Origin of the sequence: Caproiciproducens sp. MSJ-32 (genome assembly GCF_018918055.1) — a bacterium.
Taxonomy (GTDB): Bacteria; Bacillota; Clostridia; order Clostridiales; family Clostridiaceae; genus Clostridium.
The window spans coordinates 1-13,655 of record NZ_JAHLPS010000012.1 but is presented as its reverse complement, the minus strand read 5'-3'; the positions used below and the strand labels follow the sequence as shown (position 1 = coordinate 13,655).

Here is a 13,655-nt window from a genome sequence, read left to right as displayed (position 1 = left end):
CCTTTTAGTGTATTAATCCCTGGAATCCCAAGAATGCAATCGACATTAATGCTGCTGTAAATAAGGTTGTTGGAAGCCCTCTTAAAACAACTGGAATATTCTCATTATTATCAATTCTTTCTCTAATAAATGATAATAAAACTATAGCTAAAAAATATCCTAATGAGGCTCCTAAACCATTAACCACTGCTTGAATGAAATTATATTCTTCTTGAACATTCAATGTTGCCACACCTAAAACTGCACAATTCGTTGTGATTAATGGTAAATAAATACCTAAAGCTTTATATAAAGAAGGAGAGTATTTTTTTATGGCCATTTCAACAAATTGAACTAAAGCAGCAATAACAAGTACAAAAGCAATGGTACTTAAATATTCAAGTTCGAATTTTTTTAACAACTTATATACCAGCCATGACATAACTGATGCAAGAGTTATAACAAAAGTAACTGCTAGTCCCATTCCTAATGCTGAACTCTTTTTTTTAGAAACTCCAAGGAACGAACATATACCTAGGAATTTTGATAAAACAAAGTTATTTACAAACATTGCACTTATAAAAATCATTAGTAATTCCATTTATATCTCCCCCTATATGTCCTCTTTTTTTAATTGGAGCTTATCTTCAATTTCACAAGCTCCAGTACCACAGCCTGAACAACTTTCACAATTATGCTCTAGAGGTTTAAATTCTTCTCCAGTTTTTGAAGATTTTTTAATTTTAACATAATTTAAGATTATTACTAAAGATCCTAAAGTGAAGAAAGCTCCAGGTGCTAATATCATAATAGAAGCAGGCTTAAATGCCTCTGGTAAAACTCTTATACCTAAGAATTTTCCTGCACCTAATATTTCTCTAAAGGAAGCAATTAAAAATAACCCTAAAGTAAAACCAAGTCCCATTCCAAGACCATCAAAAATAGATGGTATTATTGGATTCTTAGATGCATAAGCTTCAGCTCTTCCTAATATAACACAGTTAACAACTATAAGTGGTATAAAAATACCAAGAGATGCATATAAACTCGGTAAATAACCTTGAATCAACATATCTATCATTGTAACAAAGGAAGCAATTACCACAATATAGGCAGGAATTCTAATTTTATCAGGTATAAATTTTCTTAATGCAGAAATCATAGCATTAGAAAATATTAATACTACAGTTGCAGCTATCCCCATGCCTAACGCATTTTCAACACTTGTTGTAACTGCCAAAGTAGGACACATAGCCAAAACTTGAACAAAAATTGGGTTTTCTGTAAGCAGTCCATTTTTTAATCTTTCAACTATTCTATTCATATTTACCTCCCAAATTCAAATTAATTTGAAGTTTCTTCTGTACTAGCACTTGTTTCCGCATCTGAACTTGCTCCGCTATCTCCATTGGTATCTTCTTCTACATTAGTGCTGGCACTTGTCTCAACATCCGGAGCTGCTACTTCTTCTCCCTTAATTTCTTTCAAATAAAATTCTATAACTTCATTAATACCATTGATAGTTGCAGTACTAGAAACAGTTGCTCCAGTTACAGCTTGTACTTCATTATCAGAACTTGGTTCAACTTTAACAAGCTTTAAATATTCCTTTATAGGTTTATTTCTAAATCTTTCAGTAAATTCTACTTCAGTTATTTTTGCACCAAGTCCAGGAGTTTCATTATGAGCCATTACCTTTAATCCAGTAATTTCATCTTCAGATATTGCTATAGCAAAATCTATATCCCCATGAAAGCCCTTGCTTGTAAATTTAATAACATGCCCAATAACTTCATTTCCTTTAACAGCTTCATAAATTTCCTTTATATTACTTCCTTCATTTAATTCAACTGCTGCATCCTTAATACTATCAGCTTCTGCCAATAAATAATTTAAATCAGATTGACTAATTTTAGAATTTTCTAAAATTGCTTCCTTGGTTAAATTATTTACAATACCAAGAACTGAGGCTGCTATTACACAAATTATTAATAGGATTCCTCCTAATTTAAAATTTTCTTTCATTATTATAGAGCCTCCTTTTCCATTTTTATTTTTTTTGTACAAAAATAATCAAGTAACGGAGCAAATAAATTTGCCAATATTATTCCATAATAAGGACCTTCAGTATTATATCCTATAATAACAATAATTGATGCCATAACACCTGCTATAACTCCAAAAATATACTGTCCAATTTTAGTCATAGGTGTAGTACCATAATCAGTGGTCATATAAATAGCAACTAGGAAGTAAGCTCCAGAAAGCAATAATTCCTTATCAAAATAACTATTTATAAGCATAGCAGATAATATAAACGCTATTGGTCCTCTAAAATTAATTCTACCTCTTAATATTAAATATAGTCCTCCTAGACATAAAGCAAATATTGAAGTTTCTCCAATACTTCCAGTAGCTTGACCTAATATCCTTTCAAAAAGAGATACTGTTGCTTCTACTGCTGCTCCAGAAGCTGAAGATACAACTTCCGCACCAGAAGCAGCACTAGTTGCATCCGATACAGGTTTAGCCATAACTCCAGCCCAAGATGCAATTAAAAAGGCTTTAGTAGCAGCAGCTGGATTCATAAAGTTTTGACCAAATCCACCAAAGAATTGCTTTACAACAATGATACTAAATATTGAACCTATTATTGGTATCCATATTGGTACATATGTAGGCATAATTAATCCTAATATAATTCCTTGAACAATTGGACTTAAGTCTGTAATAAAAGTTGTTTTCTTTACGAACTTATTCCAAACTCCTTCAGCAATTATACTTGATATTACAGTAGTTAATAGTATTTTAACGGAATCCATTTTATAAAAGTATACTCCCGCTATAACTGCAGGAATTAAAGCTATAATAAAATCTATCATTATCTTATTAAGCCCTGAACCTTTTCTAACATGGGGTGCAGGGGATACCATAAGTTTTAAATTTTCCAAACCTATCACTCCTATTTAGATTTTTTGTTTATTAAAAATTTTGCAGTTTTCATAGTTTGAGCTATTTCTATATTTGACGGACATACATAGCTGCATAATCCACATTCTATACATTTTTCAAGCCCAAATTTTATTAGTTCATCCTCTTCTTTAATCTTATATAATTCTAATAATTTTGCAGGATTTAAATTCTCAGGACATACTTTCAAGCATTCTCCACATCTAATACATGGGCTAGCATCCTCTTTAATAATATCTTTTTCGCCTAAAAATAATATTCCCTTTGTATCTAGTGATATTTTTTCATCTAAATTATATATGGCAGTTCCATTAAAATTTCCACCATTAACAACTTTCTTTAATTCAGAAAAATTACCATTTAAATTTTCAAAAACTTGTCTATAAGTGGTGTTTTCATTTACAGCGATTATTTTTCCTCCATCTATAGAACTTCCATAAACAGTAAAGATGATTTCTATTTCTTTATTCTCAATCGCTTGTCCAATTTGAATTACTTCTATTAAATCTAAGGTTAATATATTTTTTTCATCTGAATAAACCTTTGAAGCTATTTTATCCTGATATAAATCTATTTTTGTTGATAATTTAATAATTTCACCAAATTCACTTAAATCCTTTTCAAGGGACTTATCCTTTCCATCTACTACAAATTTAATTTCTCCTATAGTTTTTATTTTTTCTAATCCTTTTATAAAATCATCTTTTCTAGACTTTAATATAATTCCATAAGCATTTATATTAGGTTGATAACTGAAGGCTTTTACTATAATTTTATTCTTCTTATTTACTTCGTAATAAGTATTTAGTTTTTCAATGAATTTATTAGATTCATTTTTATCTGAGCCTGTTTCCACGATAAGCTTTTTAATATTATCTTCTTTAATCTCAAAAAGCTTATGAGAACTCCTTTTGTTACCAAAAAAATTAAATAACAATATTTATCCCTCCTGTTAAAAAATTAACGGTAATCAATACCATATAATACGTACAATTAAACCACCATAGTAATATTAGCATATATCCTTATTTTTAACAATATTTAATGGCAATTATATAAAATCAATGCACATTTTTATTCCTAAACAACATTAAAATACAATAACATAAGGGCTAAAAATAAATAAACCCTTATGTTATTTAACAAACTTTCTGATAATATTGTTTTTAATACTAAAGATACTCATTTCAATAATAATAATTAATAAAATAACTAAAATTATATTCATATTTGAATATATTGCAGTTGATGCAAGAAAAATATATAAAGATCCCTCTAAGCAGGTATATTGCCCTAAAGTCTTCGAAAGATTTTCTATCTGTGCTAAAGATTTACTTTCTAAATATTCATTGGAAATTTTATAACTATAGATCAAATATTTTTTAGCAGTCTCAGCTTTCCTAAAATAATTTATTAGACCTAATACTAAATCTGTTGCACCCGAAAACAATAAAACATAATTAAAATACATAATTTATCATCTTACCTTCCACAACATTTTTTATACTTTTTATTACTTCCGCAAGGACATTTATCATTTCTACCTATATTTTGGCTGCTAACAACTGTCTTACGATTACCTTCTATCTCATTCATTTTTCTTCCTTTTAAGGTCCATTTTCTAACATTCCAAGCTATTTTCTCTAATTCTCCTTTTAAGATTATTCTTTCTTCTTCAGTTTCAATTTCATAAGATTTTAGAAATATATCACAAGCTTCTTCAATTGAAACTTCATTTTTTATTGCAATAATAAATCCTTCAATTTCTTCTTTTAATATTTCTTTATCAATTATAAATAATTCTTTTAAATATCTTTCTAATTTAATTACTTGCTTATTTTCTTCGATATAATCTGGTTTTCCAGCTTTTAATAGGGCTTTTCTATCAAATTTAGCATAGTCTAAGCTACATTCATTGATTTTATTTAGTAATTCTTTCGGATTATCTACATCTAAATGATATATTATATTTTCTTCAATTTGAAAATCATATCCTACTTCTTCACCCATTAAAATATAATCTATTAACTCTTCTTCAGTAATTTTAATTTCATAATTATCTTCTAATAATTTTTTTAAAGTAGAACATTCAATAACACCATAATAGTAAAGCAAACCAGAAATTAGATTTATAACTTCCGAATTAAATTTTGATTTTTTCTTGTAATTATCATCTAATTTTTCTTTGATCAGATTAAATATTTCTAATGGCATAACCGCAAATAATTTTCTGTTGTTAACTGCAGTAAATAAAATTCCTCTATTTCTAAAATAAGTTGCATTAATTATTTCTTTTGGATTATATTCTTTCTTGCCATTATGCCTTAGAACTTCCTGTAAATATTCTAATCTTTCTAAATCTAAGTTACTTAACATATGATTTATTTTTTCAAGTATAATATCTTTAATCCTAACTACTAAATCTTGCTTTTTTAATGAACTTAAACCTTTGACCTTATTTATATATCCAATCTTAAGTAATTCCTCTTTAGTCATCATAGTTAAATAATATTCTAAGTTTTTATCTTTCTCAAGTTCTTTCCATATTTTATCAGCCTTTTTAGCATCTTTAATTACTATTTCTTCTTGTAGTTTATTAATATCTTTCATCAATTACACACTCCCATTAAAAATGAGAGGTATCACCTCTCATTTAATTTTTCTAATTTTGGATATTGACAATAAATTTACCCCTCTCAACATCAATCTCACATTCTCCCCCATTAGATAAATCACCAAACAATAATTCATCTACCAATAAAGGTTTTATATCTGCATTTATTACCCTAATAATTTCCCTTGCTCCATATTCCTTAGATAAACCTTTTTCACTAATAAATTTAATACATTTATCAGTAAATTTAACAATAACATTTTTTGAAATCAATGTTTCTTTGAACTTATTTAATTCATTATTAGTAATATTCACCGCCATTTCTTCATTTATTTGATTAAATATTACTATCTTATCTAATCTGTTTCTAAATTCAGGAGAAAAAGCTTTAAACACATCATTTTTTATATCATCTTTCTTAGATTCATCTTTTAAAAATCCTACCGAATTTTTACTTAAGTTTCTCGCACCAACATTTGATGTCATAATTATTATTACATTTCTAAAATCTGCTTTTCTGCCTTTGTTATCAGTCAAGATTCCATAATCCATTACTTGAAGAAGGACATTTAAAATATCTGGATGAGCTTTTTCAATTTCATCTAACAATAAAACCGAATTTGGTTTTTTCCTTATAGTATCAGTTAATAAACCTCCTTCTTCATAGCCAACATATCCTGGAGGAGAACCTATAAGTTTTGATGCAGAATGTTTTTCACCATATTCACTCATATCAAATCTTACTAGTTCTACTCCCAAAGTCTGAGATAAAACTTTGGCTATTTCTGTTTTACCTACTCCTGTTGGTCCTACAAACAGCAATGAAGCAACAGGCTTTTCTTTAGATGTAAGACCTGCTCTTGATAATTTAATAGCTCTTGTCACTTCCTCTATAGCAGAATCTTGTCCGAAAATTTTCTTTTTCAGTTCCTCTTCTAAAGATTTTAAAGCTTCTGCCTCTGTATTTTCAATTGTTTGTTTTGGAATATTGCATGTTTTAGAAATTATTTCTTCAATAATTTCTTTATTAACTACAGCTTCTTTATATCTATCTCTGTTGATATCTACATAAGCACCAGCTTCATCCATAATGTCTATTGCCTTATCTGGTAAAAATTTATCATTGATATATCTAGCACTTAATTTAACTGCTTCTTCTAAAGCATCATTATTATATTTAACATTATGGTACTTTTCAAAACTTTCTTTAATCCCTTTAAGTATCTCAATAGTTTCATCTATAGAAGTTTCTTTTACTTCTATAACTTGAAATCTCCTTATTAAGGCTTTATCTTTCTCAAAGTACTTTTTGTAATCATCATATGTAGTTGCCCCTATAAACTTTATCTTTCCTTCTAACAAATATCCCTTTATTAGATTTCCTCCATCTAAGGAACTACCATTCAAAGCCCCTGCCCCTACAATATTATGAATTTCATCAATATAGACTATAGAATTTTCAGATTTAGATATTTCATCTAATATTAGCTTTATTCTCTCCTCAAAATCACCTCTATATTTTGTTCCCGCAAGAATTGAACCAATATCTAAAGAAAAAACTTTAGCATTCTTTAATTTATTTGGTACTTTTCCTTCTTTAATTAATTTAACCAATCCCATTGTTATTGCAGTTTTACCCACTCCTGGTTCCCCAACATGCACAGGATTATTTTTTGTTTTACGAGACAATATTTGAATTGTTCTATTAATTATATCCTCTCTGCCAATCAATGAATACTCATCAATATCTAAAGAATTTGTTAACTCTGTACAATATTTACTTAAAGTCTTATTAGTATCAGTATTTATATTAGTATTCATATTTTTGTATTCAAGTGGATTTATTTTTATTATTTTTATAGCATCTTTCGATATATTTTCCTTTTCAACTTGATTATGAGATAGCTCATACAATAAATCCTGTTTTTCAATTCCTTGCCTTTGAAGAAAATAAACTGCATAACTATCCTTCAAAGTATATATTGCAGCCATTATATGTTCTAAAGCAACCATATTTCTTTCACTAAAGGCTGCTTGTTGTGTTGCAAATATTAGAACATTCTTTATACCATAACTCTCTTCAGGCTCTTTATTTTCAACTTTATCAATATTATTATCTATATAATTAATTAAATCCTCTTTTAACTCTTTAACATTACCATTTAACTTAGTAATTGCATCTTTAAAAACCTCTTCCTCTAAAGCACTTAAAACTAAATGCTCAGGAGTTATATATTCATTATTATTATCATTGGCAATTTTATAAGCTCTAATTAATACTTCTCTAACTATTCTGCTTATATCCATTTTACTCCTCCTCTACAGTCAATTTAAAAGGAAATCCTTCTTGTTTAGCGAGCTCCCTTACCTTCCTTACTTTTGAAATTGCTATATCATAAGGATAAATCCCCGCTACTCCACTTCCATTTTTATGAATTTCCATCATGATCCTATAGGCTTCGGTAGAATTTTTATTAAATATATCTTCAAGAATTGCTACAACAAATTCCATTGTAGTAAAATCATCATTAAACATAATAACTTTATAATTTTTAGGAAGCTTATTTTTTATTATTGTTTTTTCTATTGCATTAGCATTTGTTTCCAAGGCAATTCCTCCAAAATAATTTTCTTTTATTATACATTATATTATTTATTCAAAACAAATATAAACCCCTAATATGTTAATAAAAATTTAAGTAAACAACACTGTAATTTATTATATAATATTTATTGCTTTACTTCCATATCTATGAAGATTTAATAATAAGGCTGTTCTCAAATCCCTATCAAACATTATTCCCCTCCTTTTAATTAGTAATTAATTTTAAATATTAATTAATATAAAAAGAGAAGATATATTTTAAAAGAATTATATCTTCTCTAAACTTTTAAGATCAAAAACTTATTCACTTGTTTCAGGACCTATTTCCTCGCTGCCTGCTCCATTATTTACACCAGCTCCAGTATCAGGGGCATCTTCTTCTATCCCATTACTCCTTTTATTTTCATTATTACTTTTATCATCATTATTATATCTTCCTGCTTCCGATCCATTATTCACTCCATTTAGATCGTTTACATCAGTTCCATCATTTTGTTCTATCATGTTTTCCTCAATCACATTCTCCTTATTATTTAAATCTTCTTCTACTCTTTCACAGCCAGCAAAAGTAAAAGTTGCTATTATTGGTAAAAGAATTATTAATGATTTATTTTTCATTTTCATTCCTCCTCCAAACTTCATCATTAATAATCTCTCCAATTATATTTTTATTATTTATTTAATCTTTATTTCAGCAATTAAATAGATTAAAAAGATTATAGTTTATATTTTTTTACTTTTTTAAAACAAAAAGCTATAGATTTTTTATAAAATCTATAGCTTTTAATACTTATTAATTATTTAACTTGATCTAATACAGCTTGTACAGCTTCTAAATAACGACCTACTTTTATTGTAACTCCTGATACTGCATCAGTATTACCTTCGTCGTTTGTTAATGTAACTTTTGATAAATCAAAGTTATTTTCTGCTATGAATTTTTCTAATAATTCAATTTGTTCACCCCAGTGGTGTTCTTCTCCTTCTTTCATAACATACTTACCTTCTGCAGCTGCTTGTTTCTTCATTGAACCGTCTTCTTGTTTAACATCGATTTTAACTGCTACAGGTTTTCCATGGTTAAATACAACTTTTGTTAAAATTACATCTTTCTTTTTACCAGTTGGATCATAATCTAATTCTCCAGTTTTAACTCCTGTAAAACCTTCTTCTAATTCTTTTCCTTCTTTAACTGCATCTATAACTTCTTGAATAGCATCAAGGTAAGCACCAACTTTAATAGTTACACCTGAAACCGCATCAGTGTTACCTGCATCATTAGTTAATGTAACCTTTGATACATCAACTTTATTTTCATTTAAGAAATTTTCTAACATCTCGATTTGTTCTCCCCAGTGATGTTCTTCTCCTTCTTTCATAACATACTTACCTTCTGCAGCTGCTTGTTTCTTCATAGATCCATCTTCTTGACGAACATCAATAGCAACTTTTACAGGTTCTCCATTTTCAAAATCAAGATCAACAACAATTACATCACCTTTTGCTCCTGTTGGATCATAAAGAGTTTCATATGTCTTTTTACCTGTAAATTTATCAGTTGTTTCTCCTGCAGAAGTATTTGGACTTTCGTTAGTGTTAGATGCTTCTTTAGCACCACAACCAACTAATAAAGATGTTGTTATTAAGCATACAGCTAATATTTTTTTTGATATCATTTTATTTCCCCCTAAATAAATTTTATAAATTTTATCTTTACAATCTGATTTTATTTTAAGTTAGAAATAATTTCAATATTATTTGTTAAAGGTTTGTCCAAAACCACTTAATAATTCATTTTATTTATACATTATTTATTAAAAATTTTTCAACATTTTTAGCATTTTACGCATTTTTTAATAACATTTTATCATTACTTTTATTAATTTACTATATTTTTTGTTATCTTTTTGATTATAATGTTAATTATTTAATTATGTAAATGTTTAATAGCAAAATATACTTCCTTATATATAAATAAAAGTTAATATTTTCTAAAAATATTTGTATTATTTATCCATAAAAGGAAAGCTGTAAATTAAGAAGCGTAATAATTCCCTCTTAATTTACAGCTCGTTATAAATTTTGTTAAATATACTACACAGACCATTTCCTTTTATTAGTAAATGATATATTCATCCTCTTTTCCATTTTAAAATGATTTGTATTGTTATCAATTATTTCCCTTACCTTATCCATATCATCTACGGATTTTATTTTTGAATTTTTAGATAAAATAAAGTCAATTTCTATTTTTAACTCTCTCCCTATTTTGGCTACTCTTGCAATTGAGTCTCTAATACTATAATCTTTTTCAATTTCTTTAACAAGTGAATTAATTTCTTCATAAATGCTTTCATCAGCATTAAAACTAATTAATTCTTTAAAGGATTCTACTATAGAATTTATTGGAATAGGTAAAAATATAATTGATGATAAAATAACCATTCCTGGATCAATATATTTTGATAAATTTCCTAAGCCAATATTAATTAAAATTAAAGAAATTATAAATCCAATAAGTACACCTAAACTTACAAGGGCATCCATAAACCATTGATTACTTTCAGACTTAACTATTTCTGAATTTAAATTTTTAGATGATTTTCTCATATATAAATATACAATAATACATCCAATAGAGGATATTAAAGAATAAACAAGAGCAGAACTAGTTTCTACTTCGTTTCCTCCACTTAAAATTTGCTTTATAGATGATATTAAACTACTTGTACACATAAATAATAATACTAATGATTTAAAAATTACTAATAAAGGCTCCAATACAGCTTTTCCAAATGGAAAATTTTCTGCATCTTTTTTGTTAATATATTTAGTAGCTTCAATTGCTAATAGAGATAACAATAAACTTATAAAAGAATAAAATCCATCAAAAGTAATCATTTTAGAATCTATAGCTCATCCCCAAGCAATACCTAATACTGCAAAAAACAATGCTCCATAAGCAGAAAATCTCAGTATCTTTCCTTCCATATTCATAATATCACTCCTTAATTAGAATTCTTAATTCTAATTGTAACACTATGAAAATGCTTTTTTAATATATTTAAATGTTATTAAAATTTTATTAATAATACTATTTTAATAATTTACCTATTTTATTAAAAAGCGTAAATGTTCTTAATTTATTTTAAATTTATTAATTTCCATACCTATTTCTTTAGCATTTGAGTTTAATTTATTTCCAACTTGTGCAACTTCATTAGCTATTTGATTTAATTCTTCAGTAAATGCACTTATCCCATCAACAGAATTAGCTATTTGTTCAAGTAAGTTTTTTGATTTTTCTATGGAACTAGTAATATTATTCTTTTCTTCAATTACTAAATCCATTTTTTTATTTACTGTTTTCATCTTTGGCATAACTTCAATAATTCTACTTATTATATCTTTAAAAGAATAGGTAGATCTATCAATAACTTCAAATTGATTTGCAAACTTTATCTCCATAACTTTTGATGTTTCTGCAACATCATTTTTCTCACTAATTAAAGTCATAAGAAGTTTATCAATATCTAAAGAAGACTTTTTTACTTCTTCTGCCAAATCTCTTATCTCATTAGCCACTACTGCAAATCCTTTTCCAGCTTCACCTACTCTTGCCGCCTCTATTGATGCATTTAAAGCTAGTAAATTAGTTTGATCTGCAATACCATCTATTAAAACTGCTATATTTTTAATTTTTTCAAGAGAATTATATAGATTATCTAGTTTATTATTAAAATAATATAAGGAATTCTCTATTTCCTTCTTTGAATCTTGAAGATTAATTAAATCATCACTACTATTTTTTAATTTATCATTAATATCCACTAACAGGGTATCTGCTTCATTTACAACCAAACTAACATCTTGAATTGAATTTTCAAAGCCATTAAGTAAATTACCAATTTGCTTCATATCATTATTTTGAATATATAAATTCGAATCTATTTCCTGTATATTAGCAGATACTTCAGAAGAAGCTTCAGCCATATTATTACTTGAAGTTGCTAATTCCTCTACAATTTTAATTTCATCATTGGACATATCTTGTATTTTATTTATCATTCCAGATATTTTTAATCTTAATTCATTTATACAAGAAGCAATTAAATAAATTTCATCTTTTCCATCTACATGAATTTCTTCAGTTAAATCACCTTTTGACATCACTAATAAGCCTTCTATTATTTTTTTAACATTCCTATTTATAGCTTTAGATAATAAAAATGACATAATTCCATATACAACTATTAATATAACAGCTAAAATGCTTGTTTGATAAATAATCTTTTCTCTCGCATCAACTATGCTACTAATATCATCAGAAACTTCCAATACAGCTATAACATTATTAGAAGTATCAATTATAGGATAATATATTTTTATAAATGTAAGTTTATCTTCTTTTAATTGATTAACTACTACTTCTCCATTAAAGGCCTTATCTAATACACTATCAATTTCAAATTTTGTGCCATAGGATAGTAAATTACTTTGGGTATCCACTAATATTTCTGCCATATTATCAGACTTAACAAGTATTTTTGAACTTGAAATATCTTCATGTCCCTTTGCATTAATTAAATCATTCTTAAGCTTTTTATATTCATAACTTCCAGGCGTTCTATTATTAATAATATTAAGAACATCACCGCTGCTTATGCTTCCTTTAATATGCTTTCCTTTTGTCATAGAATTTACTTCAATTGAATTTAGAATATTTCTAAACATAAAGATATTAGTGACTATAAAAATTAACATAGAAATAACTGTTACACCAACAGTTATTTTAAATATTTTTTTACCCATAGTAGTTTTAATCTTTGCAGTATTTTTATGAACTATATCTTTAGTTTTTGTATTCTTTTGAAATTTTCTATTTTTCTTGTTTAATCTAATTTTCATCTTTAGCCTCCTTTATTTTTATAGTTAGTGTAAAGTTTTTTACACCATTTTCTTTTTAAAATATTTATATATCAAGGGTTCGAGAGTTTTTTTGTATAAAAAAACAATGCCCCCTAATTTCGTGTTAAAATTGAATCACCACAACACAAAATAACTACGAAAGGTTGTCATTGTTATGGATTCAATTATAACTTATTTAATTACTGAGTACTACAAATATAAATATAACAAGCTTATTAAACCCGTCCAAAGGCGTTCCGGTAAGAGTATTCCTATAAAGACTACTTGCCCTAAATGCGGTGCACCACATCAATATATCTACGATAACAATGGTAGTCGTGGACAATATAAATGCAAGGTTTGTGGCTTGACTTTCAAGGAATATAACTACGCTTCAAAGCCTTTAGTTATTAGGTGTCCTTACTGTAATAGCATTCTTGCTGAGAAAAAAGAACGTAAGCTAGGCAAACCGCTCACGCGTTAGCGGAAATACATGGAATAAAAATATCACATACCCAAATTGCAAATTATGCAATGACGGCCGCTAGTGTTATTAAGCATTTGTAGATAGTTTTGATT

At 27.2% G+C, this 13,655-nt stretch carries 13 protein-coding genes; all 13 read right to left on the bottom strand.

Annotated elements, in window-relative coordinates:
* Positions 1-4: 4 nt before the first annotated feature.
* The 13 genes from KQI16_RS01280 to KQI16_RS01220 all read right to left on the bottom strand — a co-directional run bounded on the left by KQI16_RS01280 (position 5) and on the right by KQI16_RS01220 (position 13,076).
* Positions 5-580 (bottom strand): electron transport complex protein RnfA, encoded by a 576-nt coding sequence (locus KQI16_RS01280; protein ID WP_216431621.1) that lies wholly within the window; start codon positions 578-580, stop codon positions 5-7.
* 12 nt (positions 581-592) lie between these two features.
* On the bottom strand, positions 593-1,303 hold the full coding sequence (rsxE, locus tag KQI16_RS01275) for an electron transport complex subunit RsxE (protein ID WP_216431620.1): 711 nt from the start codon (positions 1,301-1,303) through the stop codon (positions 593-595).
* 20 nt (positions 1,304-1,323) lie between these two features.
* Positions 1,324-2,004, bottom strand: coding sequence for an RnfABCDGE type electron transport complex subunit G (locus tag KQI16_RS01270; protein WP_216431619.1), 681 nt, complete (start codon positions 2,002-2,004; stop codon positions 1,324-1,326).
* Between the two features lie 2 nt (positions 2,005-2,006).
* Positions 2,007-2,930 (bottom strand): RnfABCDGE type electron transport complex subunit D, encoded by a 924-nt coding sequence (locus tag KQI16_RS01265; RefSeq protein WP_286172825.1) that lies wholly within the window; start codon positions 2,928-2,930, stop codon positions 2,007-2,009.
* Between the two features lie 11 nt (positions 2,931-2,941).
* A complete protein-coding gene (locus KQI16_RS01260; protein WP_216431618.1) occupies positions 2,942-3,886 on the bottom strand; it encodes a 4Fe-4S dicluster domain-containing protein in 945 nt (314 codons plus the stop codon).
* A 198-nt stretch (positions 3,887-4,084) separates the two neighbouring features.
* A complete protein-coding gene (locus KQI16_RS01255; protein ID WP_216431617.1) occupies positions 4,085-4,420 on the bottom strand; it encodes a hypothetical protein in 336 nt (111 codons plus the stop codon).
* A gap of 11 nt (positions 4,421-4,431) precedes the next feature.
* Positions 4,432-5,559, bottom strand: coding sequence for a YecA family protein (locus KQI16_RS01250; RefSeq protein ID WP_216431616.1), 1,128 nt, complete (start codon positions 5,557-5,559; stop codon positions 4,432-4,434).
* 52 nt (positions 5,560-5,611) lie between these two features.
* Positions 5,612-7,870 carry an AAA family ATPase gene (locus KQI16_RS01245; RefSeq protein WP_216431615.1) on the bottom strand — a complete coding sequence of 753 codons (2,259 nt, stop codon included), beginning with the start codon at positions 7,868-7,870 and terminating at the stop codon, positions 5,612-5,614.
* A gap of 1 nt (position 7,871) precedes the next feature.
* A complete protein-coding gene (locus KQI16_RS01240; protein WP_216431614.1) occupies positions 7,872-8,171 on the bottom strand; it encodes an ATP-dependent Clp protease adaptor ClpS in 300 nt (99 codons plus the stop codon).
* A gap of 297 nt (positions 8,172-8,468) precedes the next feature.
* Positions 8,469-8,813 (bottom strand): hypothetical protein, encoded by a 345-nt coding sequence (locus KQI16_RS01235; RefSeq protein WP_216431613.1) that lies wholly within the window; start codon positions 8,811-8,813, stop codon positions 8,469-8,471.
* Between the two features lie 152 nt (positions 8,814-8,965).
* Positions 8,966-9,844: a hypothetical protein gene (locus KQI16_RS01230; RefSeq protein WP_216431612.1), complete on the bottom strand. Its 879-nt coding sequence runs from the start codon at positions 9,842-9,844 to the stop codon at positions 8,966-8,968.
* 418 nt (positions 9,845-10,262) lie between these two features.
* Positions 10,263-11,069, bottom strand: a complete 807-nt coding sequence (locus tag KQI16_RS01225) for a cation diffusion facilitator family transporter (protein WP_216431611.1) — start codon at positions 11,067-11,069, stop codon at positions 10,263-10,265.
* Between the two features lie 237 nt (positions 11,070-11,306).
* Complete coding sequence (locus KQI16_RS01220) at positions 11,307-13,076, bottom strand: methyl-accepting chemotaxis protein (RefSeq protein WP_216431610.1); 1,770 nt, start codon at positions 13,074-13,076, stop codon at positions 11,307-11,309.
* Between the last annotated feature and the right edge of the window lie 579 nt (positions 13,077-13,655).